Below are 19148 nucleotides of genomic sequence, written 5' to 3' on the forward strand. Positions count from 1 at the left end.
TAAATCAAGCGGCAACAACGCTGCTTTCCAGAGCCTGGGTCAAATAGCGCCGGCTGGACTCACTGGTTACCAAGTCCCCGTGGCACCCCATGGGCGCAGAGCCAACCCACTGCGCATGCCAGCGATACCACTGGGTTTCTTCGGCGCCAACTCGCAATTCAATAAATTCTACTATCGATGGATCCAGACGGAATTCTCGGACAATTTGCCCGGCAAAGGTCTCGAAGTTTTTATTCAACTGAGCTCCACTCTCAAGCCCAGCACAGAGGAAAAACAGGATTCGTCCATCCTGATCCACGCGCTTGTAGCCAATCCATACCGCCCGGTTTAGTCGGTTGTGCAGCTGGATGGGAGCAAAGTTAGCCGGGATGCCCTTTGGCATAAGGTTATCTCGCTTATTGTTATGATTGTTATCCACAGTCGCTACTCCATTCTAAAAAGTGATCAGCGGGTTGACCCTGTGGCGCCAGTCGACCATTTAGCTCGGTGCAACCAGTCTGCTAAGACCTGCGGTACAAGGCGCGTCGCCTATTCCTTCATACACGATAAGTCTCAGAGATTCCCTCACTACAAAAGTTCCTCAACATCTGCCAGCCTCCGGCAGTGGCCTCAGTTGATACCAAGCTTGTGCCAACAGCTCTCTCCAATAGATCTGTGTGCACAATAGAGCCGCCGCACTGGGTATCCATCGCCGAACCCCATCCCGAGCCCTAGGTAGCAATTCGGACACACTTCCCACCGGTAGGGGTTGAACCTGTAGGCCGGCGCGGGTAAAAACCGCTGCAGCCCTGGACATGTGCCACCAGTGGGTGGCGAGCACAATACTTTCAACACCTGAGCTACGCAATATTTCCGCACTGTTTACGGCATTCTCTGCAGTAGTGCGACTGCAATCATCGCGCCAACTCACCGGGCGAGACAACTCAGATTCGAGTAAATCCACCATTAACTGTGCTTCGGTCGCACGCTTGTTCGGATGGACTCGTCCACCGGAAACCAGGATCGGCATTCCTTCAGGCGCATTCTGAACCGCCCAAAGAACCCGCTCCAGGCTGGGAGCAGATAAGCGCTCACTTCCAGACTCACCGTCCCTATAGCTCCCGCCCCCGAGAATTACAACGGCCTGCGGGGCTGGAGCCCTGGCAGGAAGATCCGGCACAGTTCCCAAGCATTTGCCAAGCCAACCAGAAAAGGCCGGCGTGCCGCTGAGCCAAAGTAAAGTAAAAGAGAAAATCGCAAGGGGCAAAGACACCCTCTCCAAGAGGGAGCCCACAGGCAAAAAACGTATTAAGAATGCCACAAGCAGACCCAACATAGGTGCCAAAGGCGGAATCAGCAGATTCACCATTGCCCTGGGGAGCTCGATCAATACTCTAAACCGCCCTCTATCTGCCTGAAACAGCCATAGCCACAGCGATGGCAGGGAGTAACTTGGCTTTTCTCCGGTGGCTGGGCGCGATAGCCACACCCGAGGCACTGCAACTCCTCACCGGCACCTACCGTCTCGCCAGCCAGAGCCCAGGGCTTACCCTCGCGGATACAGCGCATCAGATTTGGCCAAGCGGTTTCTGTGGGGTCCGCTGCATTTAGTAGCCAGTCCCCTCCACGCGCCTCCAAAGTGCGCAATTCCCCGCCCAGGCCCCGCACATAATCCTTCGCGCGGTGCAGGTCATCCTTCAGCCAAGCACGAAGAAAGGCGACTTTATTGGCGGTAAGGTTCTCAACCGCCAGCTCTCCCTCGATTAAATCTTCCAGGTCTTCACGAAACTCATCGGCCAGATCGTCCTTCGGCGGTAACTTCGGTTCCTTCGTCACGGTATCCCTCCTATAATCTCGCGTTTACGCATCCTAAATAGATGCTTCGGGGAAATCCTTGATCACGATCAATTCTTTGCTTGTAGATCTCAGGCCGCCCCCACCAGAACACCCAAGGGTTCCCCCGCAAATTTTGATCACAGAGTATAGGTCCCCAATCGATGGAAGAGCAGTACACCCCCTCCGCAGTCGAAGCTTCCGCCCAGGAATTCTGGGAGGCGCAAAAGAGCTTTGAGGTTCAGGAAGATACCGGCAGGGAAAAATTCTACTGCCTATCCATGTTCCCCTACCCCAGCGGCAAACTGCACATGGGCCATGTGCGCAACTACACCATTACCGATGTTATTTCCCGCTACCAGCGTATGCAGGGTAAAAATGTTTTGCACCCCATGGGTTGGGATGCCTTTGGTCTTCCGGCAGAAAACGCCGCGATCCAAAATAAAACCGCGCCGGCCAAATGGACCTACGCCAATATCGAGTATATGAAAGGCCAGCTAAAGGCCCTCGGCTTCGGCTTCGACTGGTCCCGTGAGCTGGCCACCTGCCAGCCTTCTTATTATCGCTGGGAGCAATGGTTCTTTACCCGACTCTACGAAAAGGGGTTGGTTTATAAGAAGAACTCCGCCGTGAACTGGTGCCCGCATGACCAGACCGTACTCGCAAACGAGCAGGTTGAAGATGGAGCCTGCTGGCGCTGCGGCACCACTGTGGAGCGGCGTGAACTGGCCCAGTGGTTTATCAAGATCACCGACTATGCCGAAGAGCTGCTCAACGACTTGGACAAGTTGCCGGAGTGGCCTGAGCAAGTGCGGACCATGCAACGCAATTGGATCGGTAAGAGCCGCGGTGTGGAATTGAGCTTCGCACTGCCCACAACCGTCGCGGGCATGGACCACTTCGATGTCTATACCACCCGCCCGGACACCCTGATGGGGGTCACATACGTATCCCTCGCCGCTGAGCACCCGATTGCGCTGGAATTAGCCCAGGCTAACCCTGAGCTAAAAGACTTTATTGCAGAATGTAAAAAGCAATCCTTGTCTGAGGCCGATATGGCCACCATGGATAAAAGAGGCATGGATACCGGCCTTAAGGCCATCCACCCCATCAGCGGTGAAGAGGTTTCGGTCTGGGTAGCTAATTATGTGTTGATGGATTACGGCTCTGGCGCAGTGATGGCCGTACCCGCCCACGATCAACGTGACTGGGAGTTTGCTCAGAAATATCAGCTACCTATCACCCAGGTAATAGAGCCTGCGGACGGCCAAGAGATCGACCTGAGCAAAGAGGCCTTTACTGAGAAAGGCAATTTGGTAAATTCAGGGAGCTTCGATGGCCTGGATTTTGATGGGGCCTTTACCGCAATTTCTGAGGTATTGGTAGCAGCCGGCAAGGGCCAGGTAACGACCAATTACCGTCTGCGCGACTGGGGGGTGTCCCGCCAACGTTACTGGGGCGCCCCTATCCCCATGTTCAACCTGGCCGATGGCGGCGAAATCCCAGTGCCCGCTGAGAAACTGCCGGTTTTACTACCGGAAGATGTGGAGCTGGACGGGGTTCAATCGCCGATAAAAGCCGACCCCGAGTGGCGCAAAGACGAACTCAATGGCACGCCGGTAGAACGCGAAACCGACACCTTTGACACCTTCATGGAGTCCAGCTGGTACTACGCGCGCTACACCTGTCCTGATTTCGAAGAGGGGATGCTCGACCCAGATCGCGCCAACTACTGGCTTCCCGTAGACCAGTATGTGGGTGGTATTGAGCACGCTATTTTGCACCTGTTGTACGCACGCTTTTTCCACAAACTGATGCGTGATGAGGGCCTGGTCAACACCGATGAGCCCTTCAAACAGTTGTTATGCCAGGGCATGGTTTTGGCGGAGTCCTTCTTTCGGGAAGAGAGCGGCCACAAAACCTGGATCAACCCAGCCGACGTGGATGTGGAGCGGGATGAGAAGGGCAAAGCCATTAAAGCCATTGAGCGCGCGACCGGTGAAGAGGTAACCGCCGGCGGCGTAGTGAAAATGTCCAAGTCGAAAAACAACGGGATTGACCCCCACGCCGCAGTTAAAGAGTACGGTGCCGATACCGTGCGGCTGTTCACCATGTTTGCAGCTCCTCCCGAACAGACTCTGGAATGGCACGAAACAGGTGTAGAGGGCGCCAGCCGCTTCCTGCGCAAACTGTGGAAAACCGTTCATAGCCATGTTGCCGCTGGCTCCTGCGAAGTGGAAATTCATCAGCAGTCACTGAGTGACAAGCAGCAGCAACTGCGTCGCAAGGCCCATGAGACCATCCAGAAAGTCGGAGACGATTACGGTCGTCGACAGACTTTCAACACTGCTATCGCCGCAGTAATGGAGCTTCTCAATGAAGTAAATAAACTGGCTGAGCGGGATAGCGAACAGGGTCTTGCCGTTGAGCGGGAGGCATTACAAGCCGCGGTACTGCTGTTGGCACCGGTTACTCCGCATATCTGCCACCAATTGTGGCGGGTACTGGGTAATTCTGACTCCCTAATTGATGCGCCTTGGCCCGCTGTGGATAAGGAAGCCCTGATCCGTTCCACTATTACCCTGGTAGTACAGGTCAACGGTAAAGTCCGTGCCAAGCTTGAAGCGCCAGCCGATGCTGGCAAAGAGAGCCTGGAAAAACTGGCGCTGGACAATGAAACCGTGCAGAAATTTATCGGCGATACCACAGTACGCAAAGTGATTGTTGTACCGGGCAAGCTGGTAAACATTGTTGCCAAGTAGGCCCCCGCCCACCTGCCGGGAGCACCATGCTCCCGGCTAGCTTCTGCACAAACCCGTTTGCCGGTACAAACAAATCAGGTAGTTTATGAAAATAACCACAAGCCGAATCCTCGTCCTACTAGCCACCCTTACTCTGGCCAGTTGTGGCTGGCACCTGCGCGGAGCACCGAAAAACTTCCCCCCAGGTAGCACTATATATATTTCCAGTGAAAACCCGCGAAGTGACATCGCAGATGAAATCAGCCGGCTCCTGGAAAACGGCGGAGTCCCCGTTGCCGCGTCTCCCATAGAGGCGGACTATCTGCTGACCATTCATAGGGAAACCGAACGAAAACTCACGGTTGCTGTGGATTCTGAAGGGCGTGCTTCTGAGTACGAATTAATTACTAGCGCTATTTACAGTGTGCGTACAAGTAGTGGCGAGGTTCTGTTAAATAAGGCCCAGGCTGATGTCTACCGATCTCTAGAGTGGGATGTCTCAGAAATTGTCAGTAAGGGCGAAGAGGAGCGACTCCTGCGCGCAGAAATGCGCCGTGAGCTGATCAGCCGGATGATTGATCGCCTGCGCCGTATCGATGTCAACGCCCCTCTGGAAGATAAAAGCTACTAGGCAGTTTGGCTTATGCGTATCAACCCTCAACAACTCTCTCAACAACTCAGGAAAGAGCTAGTAACGGCTTATATCGTTTCTGGCGATGAGCCCCTTCTCGTACAGGAGTGCTGCGATCAAATACGTGCAGCGGCACGGAAAAATGGCTTTGAAGAGCGAGAGATACTGCACGCTGAGCACAATTTCGATTGGGGGTCACTACTTGCCTCTGCCGGAAATATGTCACTCTTTGCAGAAAAAAAACTCATTGAAGTGCGCGCGCCGAGTGGTAAGCCAGGAGATAAAGGTAGCAAGGCCTTACAGGAGTTTGCCGCCCTTGCCAGCCAGGATTTGATACTACTGCTCATTCTGCCCAAGCTAGACAGATCCCAACTCAACAGCAAGTGGGTCAAAACCCTTGAAGGCCAGGGCGTATTGGTCCAGGTTTGGCCGGTAAGTTCTCAGGAAATGCCACACTGGATCAGCCAAAGACTTAGCGCGGCAGGGCTGTCCGCCGAAAAGGAAGCCGTGCGTATTCTCGCCGAGCGAGTGGAAGGCAATTTACTTGCTGCAAGTCAGGAAATTGAGAAGCTAAAATTATTAAACAGCGGCGAAACGATAACCGTTGAGCAGTTAGAGCATAGTGTTACCAGCTCCGCCCGCTATAGTGTTTTTGACCTCATAGACAGGGCGTTGGCTGGAGAGGCCGAGAAGGCTGTCAAAACTTTGCAGGGCTTGCGTGCCGAAGGAATAGAGCCGCCGGTGGTGCTTTGGGCCCTGGCCCGGGAGGTTCGATCCCTCCTGGAAATAACGGAAAAACTCGAACAGGGACAGCCATTGGCACGCTTGGTGCGCATCCAGAAACGTCAACCACTCGTTCAGTCGGCTTTATCCCGCCTCGGGCCCCCAAAGCTGGAAGCACTCTTACTGAAAGCACGAGCTGTTGATTCAGCCATTAAAGGCAACACCACCCATCAATCGCCTTGGATCGGCCTCCTAGAGCTCACACTGAATTTATGCGGGCAGCGGTGTGTTTAGCGCACAAATAAATGATGTGGTGAATTTTTTATCCAATAAAAAAGAACCCTCCCCGAATGGAGAGGGCTCTCATTAAAGAGGCAAGCGTTTCTTAGTTTTGAGAAACTGAAGCCAAATTATTATTGCCAACTTGATGAACACTGGCCATGTTAAAGTTGCCAGTCTGAGTAACAAAGGTGGCATTCTCGCTACCGGACTGCCCCAGGTGAGCGCCGTGTTCAAAGCCATCTTGAGTCATAACTATCAAATTGAATTCACCCAGATCCTGATGAATTTCAGCCAAGTTCAGCTCGCCAGACTGGTCAATATCTACCGTGTTAGCCATACCTTCGGTATAGCCAAAGGCTGAGTTAGCGCTACCAGACTGATCAATCGTTGCCACGTTCAGATCACCAGACTGAGAAAATTCGGTCCAGTTAAGATCACCATTTTGTACCAGGGTCGCAGCGTTACTGCTGCCATACTGATACATATCGCCGATGTTATTGGTTTCATTCTGAGTGACAGTGACAACGTTAGCGTCACCATACTGGCCGGCAACACTGGAGTTACCAGTACCCGTCTGGGCAACCGTGACAATATTACTGGCACCAACCTGAGACATATCCAAATAGTTGTAGTCGCCAGTTTGTACCAGATTTGATGTATTTTCGACGCCTTCCTGATAGACGAAGCCGGCATTTCCATTACCTACCTGACCACCCAGGAAACCATCGGCGGAAGCATACCAAGTACTGCTCCAGACACTGTTTCCATCACCAGACTGCGTGCTGACAAACTGGTTACCGTCACCGTCCTGGTGTAATGCGGCCATATTATCATTACCCTCTTGAACAGCATCGAGAGTGTTATCGTTAGCCTCTGAGTACTGATCTAGGTGCATGACATTTTCACTACCAATCTGCGTAGCGAAAGCAGCGTTTCTGGTACCATCCCACTGGTGAATGACCCCTTGGTTACCCTCTCCCTGCTGAAAAGTATATGCCTGTGAACCATCCTGATTAAACTGGCTGGTTTCAGAATAGTTACGATTACCTACCTGAGTCTGATCAATGTAGTTAGCATCAGCGGTAGACTGATTAGCGGTAGCACGGTTGTCATTACCTTCCTGCCACTGATAGGCAGCATTATTAGTGGACTCGGACACCTGATAAATATCAGCACCATTATCGTTTCCAACCTGTAGTTGATCGCCATAGTTACTATCGGCCATAACCTGTCCAGCACCAACAAGCATTGCAATCGCGGCAGCAAGTGAAAGCTTTTTCATTTATGTTTCTCCCTCAGACTAAGTAAACAAATACAAACAAAAAGAAAACAGCGCGTTAGTGTTGAACTACTTGCACTGCATGGTTGTCACCGAACTGCGCGACAAATCCAAAGAGCCCATCTCCGTTTTGGATGATATTGGCTGAATTTCCATAACCTACTTGATTAATCAGGGCGATATTATTCACCCCATTTTGAACGGCAGTAGCCTGGTTATAGGCTCCAGATTGGGAGATTGCGGCATAATTATACTCTCCCCCCTGCTGGACTAGGGCCTCGTTAGAATACCCATCCTGAACCAAAAAAACCTGGTTGTACTGTCCTGACTGAGAGACTTCGACGAGATTATAATCGCCCGTCTGTACAACCTCCGCCAGCTGGCCCGTAATGGACTCATTCCTCTTTAGTAAAAGATCTAGCTCTCCTTGCGCTGAAGACAGTTCATCATAATCATCTAGATCGCCTGCCCAGGCTGCGGAAGCACAAAAAACAAACAGGAGAAAAAAACAAACACCCGTTTTAATAGTGCCCACCCAAAACCCCCTCAAAAAAATTAAACAAAGATACCGTTTACCGATGGACACTATAGAAACATATGAGAAAGGATTAAATCAGAAGAAAGAGTATATTTTTCAGAAAGAAATGGGGAATAATTAAGACTTTTGTATGAGGGGGAAATATAGCTTGCTTATCTCGAATAAAAACAGCCCCAAATAAACAAGCAACGTAAATTACATGATATTTCACCACAGCACAACAGAAATACAAGACCACTTATACCACTGAAGAAAACAACACAGGAGGTGATTATACGTCACAAAAAGAACACACCCAGAAAACAAACAAAACTGCATCAATAATCAAAGAATTTTTACAGTAGCATCCGAATATTCGCTCAATACAGAAGCCGGGAATTCATTAACATCCTGCAAAGCCCAGAGATTGTTAGTGACACCATTGGCAATAAGATGTATCACTGCCGACTCAATAGCAGAAAGCACACAAAGTTGTGCCGGATCATTTGTCGTCATCCCGGCCTCAATTTCCAGCAACCGCTTATACTCCACAAAAGTATAAACATCACCCTGAACCTGGCGTGAAAGGATTTTTTTACTGGTGAGCACACTATTTAAAACGCGACCTGTGCGAACATCTACAGCACGTAAATTTACAGTCACCTCATCAACACGATACTGCTCAGAAAGGCCGATACCGAAATATCGAGCTCCGGCTCCACCAGTTTTTATGTTTGTATCATAAGCAATTATGCCTCCCTCCAACATAACATTGGCAGACATCAAGGAGGGCAGTTCAAATGGAAGAGGCGATTCCTGCTCTTTATTGGATGCCCTTATTATTTTTCTTTCGGTAAGTAAATTCTGTAATCCCTCCCTCTCCAAGGTGACAAACCACCCTGACTCGTTCAAGACCTGAACAAGCATAGAGGCTGCCCCTTGTGTAACAGCGGTTGAGAAAGAGCTTGAAGGAGCAGGTCTATACTGTCCAGTTTGATCACTGAAGCCATAAACGGCCACTACAATTTTCCCTCTCGGGGATGGCAAATTCAAAAGGTCGGCGTAGGTACTCATCCTATCTGTCAGAGTCGCCTTCTGCTCCCCTGGACCAAACAAAGCCTCCCCCGCACTCTGAAAAAAACTACAACCACCAAAAAATAAAACTGAAAATATGAATATTATTCTAACCACCATCACCGCCACCTCTAAAAAACACCATCCGCTGGCCAATTAAATCAGTTGCCCGGATTAAGACCAACAACCACAATCTCGGAAAGTTCCCCTGTAACAGCATCTGTAATAGTTATGGTTAATGTACCATCCACATCAAGAATATTGACAATGAAGTCATCCGTTACCAAGGTTCCATCATTTCCATTGCCAACATCTGTAAGCAGCTGGGATAACAATCTGGATTCCAGGGTATCCGTAAACCGATCAAGCGAGGACGAATCAGAGTAAGGAGACTTGCCAGCCTTAGGGTCCTTTTTACCATTTTGGGCACTGGCATTATTTAGCAAATAATTACCATTCAGAGGGTTGCCCCCGAAAGACGGATTTACTGGAGTATAAATAAGCTCTGTAGCAAAAGCGGTGCAAGATAGCGCAAAAATAATTAATAAATTTACATACTTCACTAGATTTCCTCCCCAGCCAAATCTAAATTCTGTGAAAACAATTCCTGTATCCTTTGCTGTCGTACATTATTGTTTATTTGAGAAGCTGCCTGCTCGACTACTTGCCCAAATCGCCTGCGCCCAGGATAAATAACAGTCCTGAACATCTGTTTATTTTCATAAGTCACCCACACAACACTACCCCAGCGTGCCGAAGGTCTTTCATGAACAGTAAGGTTATAATCGAAATCTGTCAGATTTGAGGAGATGTACAGAGAGAGTGCGCGCGCAAATTCCTGACCTATACCACTCACCGTATTATCAATGATCAACCCTGTAAGAATTGAATCTTCACCATCACCAGAATCCAGGGTCTGAGAAACCGTGAAAGAAGACATGAAACATAGAGAAAGTACAAGGCACCTCCCCCAAAGAGAAAAATATTTTGATTTCATCTTACAAATTCTGACTCGCCCAACTACTTGCTTCCAAGCGATTTTTACAGCCTATCTTTCTATAAATTTTATATAGATGACTTTTCACCGTGTGTTCACTGACGCAGAGTACACTAGCAATATCTGCATTAGTCCGACACTCACAGATAAGTTCTAATATCTGCCGCTCCCTCTGTGTGAGGCTTGCGGTTGTATCCATCCATCTTTTGGGGCGTCTGTGCTGCCGAAGAAAATTATGCAAAACATCTCTAGGAAACCAATATTCCCCACAAAATATCCTGCCTAATCTCTCCATAATCACTTTCGCATCACTCTTCGAGGGCATCAGCCCTAGCACCTTTTCCCAATGCAATACAAAATCAAATTCACTTGTATCGTCTACGTTTAGTAAAATGACACTGGGAGCATCAATTGCAGCATGAATATCCCGTAAAAGTTGATCAAGTTCTAACTTAGAGAGATCTGCGCAATCGAGTAAAAGATAATCAGCAACCAAATCCTCAAAAGAAACTGAGGGAAGGCGCTGAACAATAGAGCACTTGGTTTGAAATTCCGTTTCAATATGACCTGCAAAAATCGAAGTTTGCAAGTTGATTGAGGATGTTAAGAAAGCTACAGAAGGCCCCTTAAGAGTACTATCTGCCGCAACAATTTTTAAGCGTGCATAGTCCTTATGCAAATTCATCTGGGTTCCCCCAACATACGATCCTTTTTGATTCTACCTGATGACGGCTTCTTACTTTTTTATTCTTTTCATCCTGCGGTATCGTTGCTGAGAACTAAATCTATTCGATCAACCCTCATACTGCAACAGGTAGTGATACAGATACCAAAAATTCAATCTTAAGTGTGCCAGTAATCCTTGCAAATGTTACTTTCTCATACAAAGGTATCGCTTTTAACTTGACCTGGAACAATTGTTAGCATCCTTTCGTATAGATTTCAAAGTAACGCAAAATCACCTAGAACAACAATAAATTCGCACTAGTCCGCAAACTTAATTGATATATATCGAGTAAAACCGTATGTTAACTCAGCTCAAATAACGCACACCGACCGAGTAAACACCACCATCTGTCAATTTAAAAAGATTCGGAAAGCAATTTAGTCGAGTCCTCTCAAATAAAGAAATTAATAGCGCTCGGAAAAGCAATATCGCTTTGATTAAAAACTTATTCACCTATGATTTTCTAGTACAGCGTAAGTCCAATCGAACTTACCCATGAAATATCAACATGCCCAAATAGTAATCAGGCGCTTGCTGATTTATGCTTCCATACTGGTACTCTCTAATCATTTATCACAGCCTCAACTTGAGAATACAGTACAAGATAGGCTTTCTAATAAGCAAAAATTCGCCTTAGCCGCAAAGGTTCAAGTCATGAGTGATCATTTACACCCTTCAACACATACAGCTACTCACATAGTCAGTAACCAAGTCTCTCCTCTCTGTGGACACAACCTATATGCCGGTGACCAAGCCTTAATTGATAATACGCATCTCAATGGTGGGCACTGGGCGGAAAATGACTTACAGCGTTACGGTGAAGTCTGCGGAAGACCAGAAATGATTGAGCGGGGTTATGCTGCGAATGAGTTTAAGCCAATATTTGAAAGTCATGATCGTATCGGTAATCGCATTGACTTAGTACGCTATCACCCCTCGTATCACCAGCTTATGCAGCTCGCACTATCAGAAGGGCTCCACAGCTCTCCCTGGACCACTCCTCGTCCCGGGGCCAATGTAACCCGCGCTGCGAAAAACTATCTTCATTGCCAGCTAGAGGCGGGGCACAGTTGTCCCGTTACGATGACCTTTGCCTCAGTACCCTCAATTAAGTTAAATCAGGGAATTGCTGAAGAGTGGATACCCAAGATTCTTAACCGGGGATATGATGGCAGCAATCGCCCATATTTTGAAAAGTCCTCCCTGACCATTGGTATGGGTATGACCGAAAAGCAGGGCGGCTCAGATGTTCGCTCAAATACAAGCACCGCATTATATACAGGTGGTGAGAGCTATGAATTGCTTGGTCATAAATGGTTTATGTCAGCCCCAATGTGTGATGGCTTCCTCGTATTAGCCCAAGCGCCAGGAGGGCTCTCATGTTTCCTGGTGCCCCGCTGGCGGCCTGATGGAAGCAAAAATGCGCTAGAAATTCAAAGACTTAAGATAAAGGCTGGTAATGTATCCAATGCCTCTTCTGAAGTGGAGATGCGAGGTGCTTTAGGTTGGTTATTGGGTGAAGAGGGGCGCGGCGTAAACGCGATCATCAAGATGGTCGCCCTCACACGCTTTGATTGTATGGTTGGCTCATCAGGTGGGCAGCGCCAAGCAGTGGTGCAGGCTATGTATCACACCTCTCAGAGGAAAGCCTTTGGTCAGAAACTGATTGACCAACCTTTAATGAGGAATGTATTGGGCGACCTACAACTGGAAGTTGAGGGCTCAATCGCTCTAACAATGCGTATGGCACGAGCCATGGATCAAGAGGATCAGGAGCACGAACAGATGCTATTACGTCTGGGTGCTGCCGTAGGTAAATATTGGATCTGTAAACGCAGCCCCCATCATGCCTATGAAGCAATGGAGTGCTTGGGAGGTAATGGGGTTATTGAAAACTTTATCACCGCCCGCCTCTACCGCGATGCACCAATTAATGCTATCTGGGAGGGGTCAGGTAACATTCAGGCTCTAGACGTGCTGCGAGCGATTACTAAGACGCCCAGTGTCGTCAACCATTGGTTGGATGAAATGGCATCGAGTGTCGGCGTAGATTCTCGATTTGATAAAGCAATAAATTTACTGAAAAATGAACTTGCAGACCTGGATCAATTTGAATATCGGGCACGTCATATAATCGACCAAATGGCGATTACGATGCAAACCCATCTCCTTCTTCAGGCTGGCAATGAAGCCGTAAGTAATGCTTTTATTCAATCTAGATTGGAAAGTAAGGGGGCACACAGTACCGGCACTCTTCCTAGAAACATTGATATAGAAACACTACTGAAACGCGGGGATCCACTTTCTTTATAATTAAAAATATTTTACGACACTTCCAGAATTAACAACACGGCTACTGCCGTGTTGTTTCTTTGAGCCACCAAAGCAAGTCGCTAAAAGAAACTATAGCGAAAACCAAATTGTCCACGCACTCCATAATATTCTAACTGCTTGGGCCTATTTTCATTACCAATATAATATGTTAGAGGTTCGTTAGTCAGGTTGAGAGCTTCTACAAAGACAACCAGACTGTCACTCAATGTATAATTTGCACTCATCTCCAGACTGGTGTAGGCCCCATAGTATTGATCTCCATTTTTACTGGCTCCATGCTCCTCAATATACTCACCCTTATGATTTTGAGCCAAGCGTATGGAGAAAGCACCGTCGTCATAGTAGATAGAGAAATTATGTAACAAATCTGCTTGGCGGGAAATCGGCACAGATTCATCACGTCCTGGGATATGCATTTCTGACTCCATCAAGGTGATATTTGCCGATACCCCAATATTTGAAAGAAATCCAGGCAGAAAATCCAACCTACGCACCAAGTTAAACTCCAAACCTCTCAGCCATGCATCGCCCCCATTTTCCGGGCTGTAGATATCAACTCCGGAAACCCCGTTATACTCGCCCTCTTTAACATCTTTAAAAATTGGATCGGTGATATCCTTATAGAAAACTCCAGTAGATAACACTCCGAATTCATTGAAATAGTATTCATACATCATATCCAGATTCCAAGAGTAAGTGGGATCAAGATCTGGATTACCACCTATAAATTCATTATCGTGTTCGGCGTAGTAACCTCCTGGATTCAGGTCACCAAAATCCGGCCTGGCAAATGTTCGGGTAACAGCAAACCGGATGTTACTATCTTCCGTAAGCGCATACTTTAGATGTACCGATGGCAGAATGGATAAATACTCTTTCTGGCCATTAAAAGGCACCAGGTAACCATTGTCAGATTCATCGGTGATAAACACCTGGCTATCCACCTCAGTTTGTGTCTGAGTCAGCCGCAACCCAGCTACAAAAGTCGCTCTCTCTGAAAAATCGTAAGTTCCCATACCATAAGCAGCCAGGTGACTTTCAGTTAGCTCAAAATTGCGTCCAAGAGCACCGCCATTTTCCACCAAAGCAGATTCTTCTGATACTAAAATAAATTTATCTCGATTTTCGTTCCAAAATTTTTCCAACTGCGACATTGAAGCCGATTGTGAGAACTGTGAGGCGTAATTAACATCCAGTTCAGATAAGAAATAACTTCTACCAGGCTGGTCAGACAATGTGAAATCAGCAAGAACCGGAGCAGAGCCGTAGTTCACCTCATCCCAGGCGTAAAATTCATCGGAAAATTCTGACACTCGCTCCTTATCCCGATATTTCATTCCGAACTTTAATTCCAACTCACTGGAAAGCTCCGAAGTAAAGTCAAAAGAAACAACTACTTTATCTTTTTCGTTGACATACACTTTATAAAGTTCAACCCAGGATAAATTGGACTGAGCCGGGTCCATCACAAAATGATCGGGAAGATGAGTCGGTATATTTTCTGCTGGATCATAGCCACCATCAATCTGGTTATAGGCCAGTCCATCCTCAGCCAAGCCAATATAACCCACATTCGCTTGGTCAAAGCGCATTACAAAATAAGAGTGATCTTCTTTATTAGGTGTATTCCCGTAGCGGAACTCATTATCATAACTGGCTAAACTCCAATTCAGCTGGTTATCAGCTCCTATAAAGCTTTCCCCACCAACTTCGAAGCCCTGCATACGAGTAATCAGCGTATTGTGTATGTGTTGAAGCTCCATTCTATCCTTATCAAACCTCAGCCTATGCTTATAATGGATTTCTTCATCCTCAAGTGTTCCATATAAACCACGTGCAAAAAGTTTGCCTCCATCGTCAAACCGGTATTCAGTAGCAATATTTAAGCCAAGGGTATCCCTTGTCCCAGTGTAATCTCGTAATTCCAGGCGATATATTCCCACACCTTTACGGCGGGGCTCATAATTATCTGTTGCCCAGTCCCTGCTCCACCCGGTCACATTAGCAAGAAATCCCCACTTACCTTCCTCGCTTCTATCTCCATATAGAATACTCATGGATTTAATATCACCATCCGCTTTATCCGCATAGCCACCGGAGAGGGATAAATCCAGAGTGCGCTCTTCAGGCGCAGTGCGGGTGACAAAGTTGACATTACCTCCAATAGAGTCTCCTTCCTGATCGGCAGTGAGCGCCTTGGAAACTTCGATACGCTCAATCAATTCCGATGGGAAGAAATCAAAAGCCGTAGCCCTGCTGGTCGTTTCCTCTTCTGCAGATGGCAATCGGTGGCCATTGAGGCTGGAGGAGCTCCACTGGGATGGGAGACCGCGAACAGCTACAAAACGTCCCTCGCCCTGGTCACGTTCAATAGAAACACCTGAAACTCGTTGAACTGCCTCTGCAGCGTTACGATCGGGCAGCTTGCCAATACCATCTGCTGATACCACACTGACAATACGGTTAGATTCCCTCTGTATCTCCAGTGAATGCAACTCAGTATCAAACATGTGGCCTAGCACCACCACTTCTTCTATGCCGTAATCATCCAGAGCTCCCTGCTCACTACTTTCTTGAGCAAACACGTAACTACCCTGCCCAATTAGCAAAGCGATCGCTGCAGGCAATAATTTGACTCGAATCATTCTCCATCCCCTTATCAAATAAAATATGAAGGGCAAACTGTTACCGAAGTAAATTTAACGAGTTTGACCGCACCACAAACTGGACTAGACCAGAATGCTAGTGTGCAGGCATGACGTTTGTATAACAGAAGCATGAATATTTTCACGCCCCCACAGCACGATATATCTTTAGTGAAATCACTTAGTACAGCAGACAAACATTTCTGAATTTAAGAAAGATACGGTCACAAAAGTTTAATCGATAACCTTTAGAATCTGGACTAGACCAGAATATGATTACTGAACAGTATGGAAAATATCAGCAATAGAAAGGCACCCAATTACAGCAAAGATTTTATCAGCGAGCAGCTTCTACTGCTCTTTTCTGGAATCGCTGCCTTTTCTACTTACTTCTGCATGTATGCTTTTCGAAAGCCCTTTGCAGCCGCTTCCTATTCTGATATTCCAGGCTGGGAGTTTATTCTCGACTTCAAAACCGCGCTGATTATTTCCCAACTACTAGGCTATACATTTTCAAAAGTTATCGGGATTAAGGTCGTCTCAGAGTTGCGTCCATTACAGCGAGGCCGGTTACTTCTAGCCCTGGTCCTTGCCAGTCACTTGGCCCTGGTTGCATTCGCAATAACTCCTGCTCCCTATAATGTGGCCATGCTTTTTTTAAATGGCCTTCCCCTGGGAATGGTCTGGGGGTTGGTGTTCAGTTACCTGGAAGGCCGTCGCCTTACTGAAGCGCTAGGCGCTATTTTATGTGTTAGCCTAATCGTCTCTTCAGGAGCCGTAAAAGCGGTAGCTGCTTATCTTCTGCTGGAATGGAAAATTCCAGAACTCTGGATGCCTGCAGCGGCTGGATTACTATTCTTACCTGGCCTGCTGGTATCTACACTTGCACTCAGTAGAACCCCACAACCTAGCCAAGCCGACATTAGTGCACGCAAAAAAAGAACACCTATGACTGATGAGATGCGCAACCGTTTTCTCAATGAAACGCATTTTGGTCTGCTGGCCTTAATATTGACCTATGTATTTCTAACCGCATTTCGCGACTTCACCGATAATTTTGCTGCTGAACTCTGGCAAGCTCTGGGATATGGTGAAACACCTCATATTTTCCTCACCAGTAGTCTACTTGTTGCACTGGTGGTACTTGGCTCCCTGGCTCTACTTATTTTTGTACGAAATAACTATCGTGCATTGCAGCTAAATCAGTTATTTGTAGCGATTGGGGGAGCTACTTGCATTACAGCAACGCTGGTGTTCGAGACGGGCTCTATAACCGGCGCCACCTGGATGATCGCTATAAATGTTGGACTCTATATCGGTTATGTTCCGTTTAACTGCTTATTATTTGAACGTCTAGTCGCCTGTACCAAAAGTCTTGGCAATGCCGGATTCGTTATTTATCTGGCAGATAGTTCAGGCTATATCGGCAGTATTGGAGTCATGCTGTATAAAACATTCGCACAGCCAAATCTAAACTGGTTACAGTTTACCCAGCAGTTTTCCTACGCCACCGGTTTTGCGTGCATTCTGCTAATGCTGTTCTCACTTATCTCCTTCCGCCGCCTGCGCCGTAACCATTGTCCACGGTCAGAGCTAGTTACTTCTCCAGTGTAAAAAGGGTTATAAGCAAGATATGAAATTCGATATCGCCATCGTCGGTGCCGGAGTGCTTGGTAGCTTTGCCGCTTACCATGCACTCAAGTCCGGAAAAAAGGTATTGCTCATCGATGCCAGTACTAAATCTCACGGCGCAACGGTACGGAATTTTGGGCAAATAGTGCCATCGGGTATGAATCTGAACTTATGGCGTAACCTGGGGCGGCGATCACTAGAGCTTTATGGCGAGCTGACATCATTAATGCCAGATGCACTTAAGCAACAAGGATCTCTCTATGTAGCTTCTTGTGCAGAAGAGACAAGTATCCTTGAGGAAATGCACGAGATTAATTGTGAAACGGACTACACCTCCAAGCTTCTTACACCCACACAGTGCCGAAAACGTATTGCCCCCCTGGCCCAGGGTTATTGTCACGGTGGTCTCCTCTACCCACAGGAAATGAGTTCAGAAAGTACTCTAATGATGAAATATTTCTGGAAACACCTGGATGATGAGGCCAACCTCCACTTTAAAAAAGCCACTCCGGTAATTGCCGTAGAAGAAGTTCATAGCGGTATTGGGGTTCGCTGCTCAACTGGAGAAATTCATCTCTCAGAGCGCGCACTGATTTGTTGTGGCCACCAACTTAGCCACTTGTTTCCACATTTATTGCAAACGAAAAAAATGCAACTTAGTAAGTTACAAATGTTGCGTACTCAGCCCTTCGAAAAGATCAAGGTTCCAGGAAATTTGTTAACAGCCCTGACTATACGCCGTTATGAGGCCTTCAAAAGCTGTCCCAACTATAAAAATTTACCGAAACCTCAGATCGATCCAGACTATAAAAAACTTGGAATCCACCTGCTATTTCGTCAGTCTGCCGATGGTAGCCTTATCATCGGTGACTCCCATGAGTATTTCTCTGCCCTAGACTCGGGCACGTTGGACTATGAGATCCGACAAGAAATCAACACACTGATAATGGCTGAAGCCAAACGTATCCTCAACCTTCCCCATTACAATATAGCCAGGGCCTGGAATGGCTATTACAGCCAGGAAAATAATCGAGGTATCTTCCTCAAATCGGCTGCTGAGCATATCCATTTAGTGACCGGTATTGGCGGAAAAGGCATGACGACTGGACCCGCATTAATGGAGCGGGTAGTGAAAAATATTTTTGAAGAAAATCCTCTTGAAGAGTGCCTTATCGATGAATATTGATGTTGTGGATGAAATAAGTCAGCTTTTTTTACAGTACGGTCATTTAACACTCGGGGAAAACTGTACACAACTACAACATGCTATCCAGTGTGCAACCCTGGCAGAACACACTGATAGCACTGACGAATTGATTGTGGCTGCATTTCTACACGATATCGGTCATCTCTACGCCATTAAGGAAAACTTACCCGGTATAGATTCCGAGGGCTATTGCAAACATGAACTTATAGGCGCAGCTCTGCTCGAAAAGTGGGGATTTCCCTCTAGTGTCACCATACCCATCGCCTTGCATGTTCAGGCGAAGAGATTCCTTAAGAATACGGATAGTCATTACGAAGCGCAGCTATCCAGAGCCAGCCGAAACACTCTGGTAAAGCAAGGCGAAGGCATGAGCAATCAAGAGCAAATTGGTTTTCTACAAAATCCCTTCGCCAGAGACGCCCTGCTCCTCCGCAAATGGGATGATGCCGGAAAGATTCCAGGAAGAGATATGGCCACTTTTCATCATTGGCTAAAGGTCTGTGCAAAGGTACGCAATAAATAATCTGTCGTTTCAATTCCATATCCA

At 47.4% G+C, this 19148-nt stretch carries 17 protein-coding genes; 7 read left to right on the forward strand and 10 right to left on the reverse strand.

Annotated elements, in window-relative coordinates; genetic code table 11:
- Window positions 1–4 precede the first annotated feature (4 nt).
- The 3 genes from Q1A69_RS12205 to Q1A69_RS12215 all read right to left on the reverse strand — a co-directional run bounded on the left by Q1A69_RS12205 (window position 5) and on the right by Q1A69_RS12215 (window position 1815).
- The gene (locus Q1A69_RS12205) at window positions 5–382 is read right to left on the reverse strand and encodes a hypothetical protein (protein WP_299585657.1); all 378 of its coding nucleotides are present in this window, start codon (window positions 380–382) and stop codon (window positions 5–7) included.
- 198 nt (window positions 383–580) lie between these two features.
- Window positions 581–1159: a YdcF family protein gene (locus tag Q1A69_RS12210; protein ID WP_299585659.1), complete on the reverse strand. Its 579-nt coding sequence runs from the start codon at window positions 1157–1159 to the stop codon at window positions 581–583.
- 206 nt (window positions 1160–1365) lie between these two features.
- The gene (locus Q1A69_RS12215; RefSeq protein WP_299585661.1) at window positions 1366–1815 is read right to left on the reverse strand and encodes a hypothetical protein; all 450 of its coding nucleotides are present in this window, start codon (window positions 1813–1815) and stop codon (window positions 1366–1368) included.
- Window positions 1816–1976: 161 nt separating this feature from the next.
- Between Q1A69_RS12215 and leuS the strand changes: the two genes are divergently transcribed.
- From leuS to holA, 3 genes are all read left to right on the forward strand, one after another.
- A complete protein-coding gene (leuS, locus tag Q1A69_RS12220; RefSeq protein ID WP_299585663.1) occupies window positions 1977–4574 on the forward strand; it encodes a leucine--tRNA ligase in 2598 nt (865 codons plus the stop codon).
- A gap of 85 nt (window positions 4575–4659) precedes the next feature.
- A complete protein-coding gene (gene lptE / locus Q1A69_RS12225) occupies window positions 4660–5184 on the forward strand; it encodes an LPS assembly lipoprotein LptE (RefSeq protein WP_299585665.1) in 525 nt (174 codons plus the stop codon).
- Window positions 5185–5196: 12 nt separating this feature from the next.
- Complete coding sequence (gene holA / locus Q1A69_RS12230) at window positions 5197–6201, forward strand: DNA polymerase III subunit delta (protein ID WP_299585667.1); 1005 nt, start codon at window positions 5197–5199, stop codon at window positions 6199–6201.
- Between the two features lie 91 nt (window positions 6202–6292).
- Here the strand turns inward: holA and Q1A69_RS12235 are convergent, their stop codons facing one another.
- The 6 genes from Q1A69_RS12235 to Q1A69_RS12260 all read right to left on the reverse strand — a co-directional run bounded on the left by Q1A69_RS12235 (window position 6293) and on the right by Q1A69_RS12260 (window position 10741).
- Window positions 6293–7471 carry a hypothetical protein gene (locus Q1A69_RS12235; protein ID WP_299585669.1) on the reverse strand — a complete coding sequence of 393 codons (1179 nt, stop codon included), beginning with the start codon at window positions 7469–7471 and terminating at the stop codon, window positions 6293–6295.
- A 55-nt stretch (window positions 7472–7526) separates the two neighbouring features.
- Complete coding sequence (locus Q1A69_RS12240; RefSeq protein ID WP_299585671.1) at window positions 7527–8003, reverse strand: hypothetical protein; 477 nt, start codon at window positions 8001–8003, stop codon at window positions 7527–7529.
- Window positions 8004–8330: 327 nt separating this feature from the next.
- Window positions 8331–9179: a CsgG/HfaB family protein gene (locus tag Q1A69_RS12245; RefSeq protein WP_299585673.1), complete on the reverse strand. Its 849-nt coding sequence runs from the start codon at window positions 9177–9179 to the stop codon at window positions 8331–8333.
- Window positions 9180–9220: 41 nt separating this feature from the next.
- Complete coding sequence (locus Q1A69_RS12250) at window positions 9221–9622, reverse strand: curli assembly protein CsgF (protein WP_299585675.1); 402 nt, start codon at window positions 9620–9622, stop codon at window positions 9221–9223.
- Window positions 9622–10056 (reverse strand): CsgE family curli-type amyloid fiber assembly protein, encoded by a 435-nt coding sequence (locus Q1A69_RS12255; RefSeq protein WP_299585677.1) that lies wholly within the window; start codon window positions 10054–10056, stop codon window positions 9622–9624. The genes Q1A69_RS12250 and Q1A69_RS12255 overlap by 1 nt, the downstream gene beginning before the upstream one ends.
- Window position 10057: 1 nt before the next feature.
- The gene (locus tag Q1A69_RS12260; RefSeq protein ID WP_299585679.1) at window positions 10058–10741 is read right to left on the reverse strand and encodes a response regulator transcription factor; all 684 of its coding nucleotides are present in this window, start codon (window positions 10739–10741) and stop codon (window positions 10058–10060) included.
- Window positions 10742–11278: 537 nt separating this feature from the next.
- Between Q1A69_RS12260 and Q1A69_RS12265 the strand changes: the two genes are divergently transcribed.
- The gene (locus Q1A69_RS12265; protein ID WP_299585681.1) at window positions 11279–13096 is read left to right on the forward strand and encodes an acyl-CoA dehydrogenase family protein; all 1818 of its coding nucleotides are present in this window, start codon (window positions 11279–11281) and stop codon (window positions 13094–13096) included.
- 80 nt (window positions 13097–13176) lie between these two features.
- Here the strand turns inward: Q1A69_RS12265 and Q1A69_RS12270 are convergent, their stop codons facing one another.
- Window positions 13177–15762: a TonB-dependent receptor gene (locus Q1A69_RS12270; RefSeq protein WP_299585683.1), complete on the reverse strand. Its 2586-nt coding sequence runs from the start codon at window positions 15760–15762 to the stop codon at window positions 13177–13179.
- A gap of 288 nt (window positions 15763–16050) precedes the next feature.
- On the opposite strand from Q1A69_RS12270, the gene Q1A69_RS12275 reads away from it, so the two are divergent.
- Genes Q1A69_RS12275 through Q1A69_RS12285 form a run of 3 tightly spaced genes read left to right on the forward strand, consistent with a single transcriptional unit; the run spans window position 16051 to window position 19124 of the window.
- Window positions 16051–17376 carry a DUF5690 family protein gene (locus Q1A69_RS12275; RefSeq protein ID WP_299585685.1) on the forward strand — a complete coding sequence of 442 codons (1326 nt, stop codon included), beginning with the start codon at window positions 16051–16053 and terminating at the stop codon, window positions 17374–17376.
- 19 nt (window positions 17377–17395) lie between these two features.
- On the forward strand, window positions 17396–18580 hold the full coding sequence (locus Q1A69_RS12280; protein ID WP_299585687.1) for a TIGR03364 family FAD-dependent oxidoreductase: 1185 nt from the start codon (window positions 17396–17398) through the stop codon (window positions 18578–18580).
- Complete coding sequence (locus Q1A69_RS12285) at window positions 18570–19124, forward strand: HD domain-containing protein (protein WP_299585689.1); 555 nt, start codon at window positions 18570–18572, stop codon at window positions 19122–19124. The genes Q1A69_RS12280 and Q1A69_RS12285 overlap by 11 nt, the downstream gene beginning before the upstream one ends.
- Window positions 19125–19148: the final 24 nt, after the last annotated feature.

Source organism: uncultured Microbulbifer sp., assembly GCF_947498635.1.
GTDB classification, from domain to species: Bacteria; Pseudomonadota; Gammaproteobacteria; order Pseudomonadales; family Cellvibrionaceae; genus Microbulbifer; species Microbulbifer echini.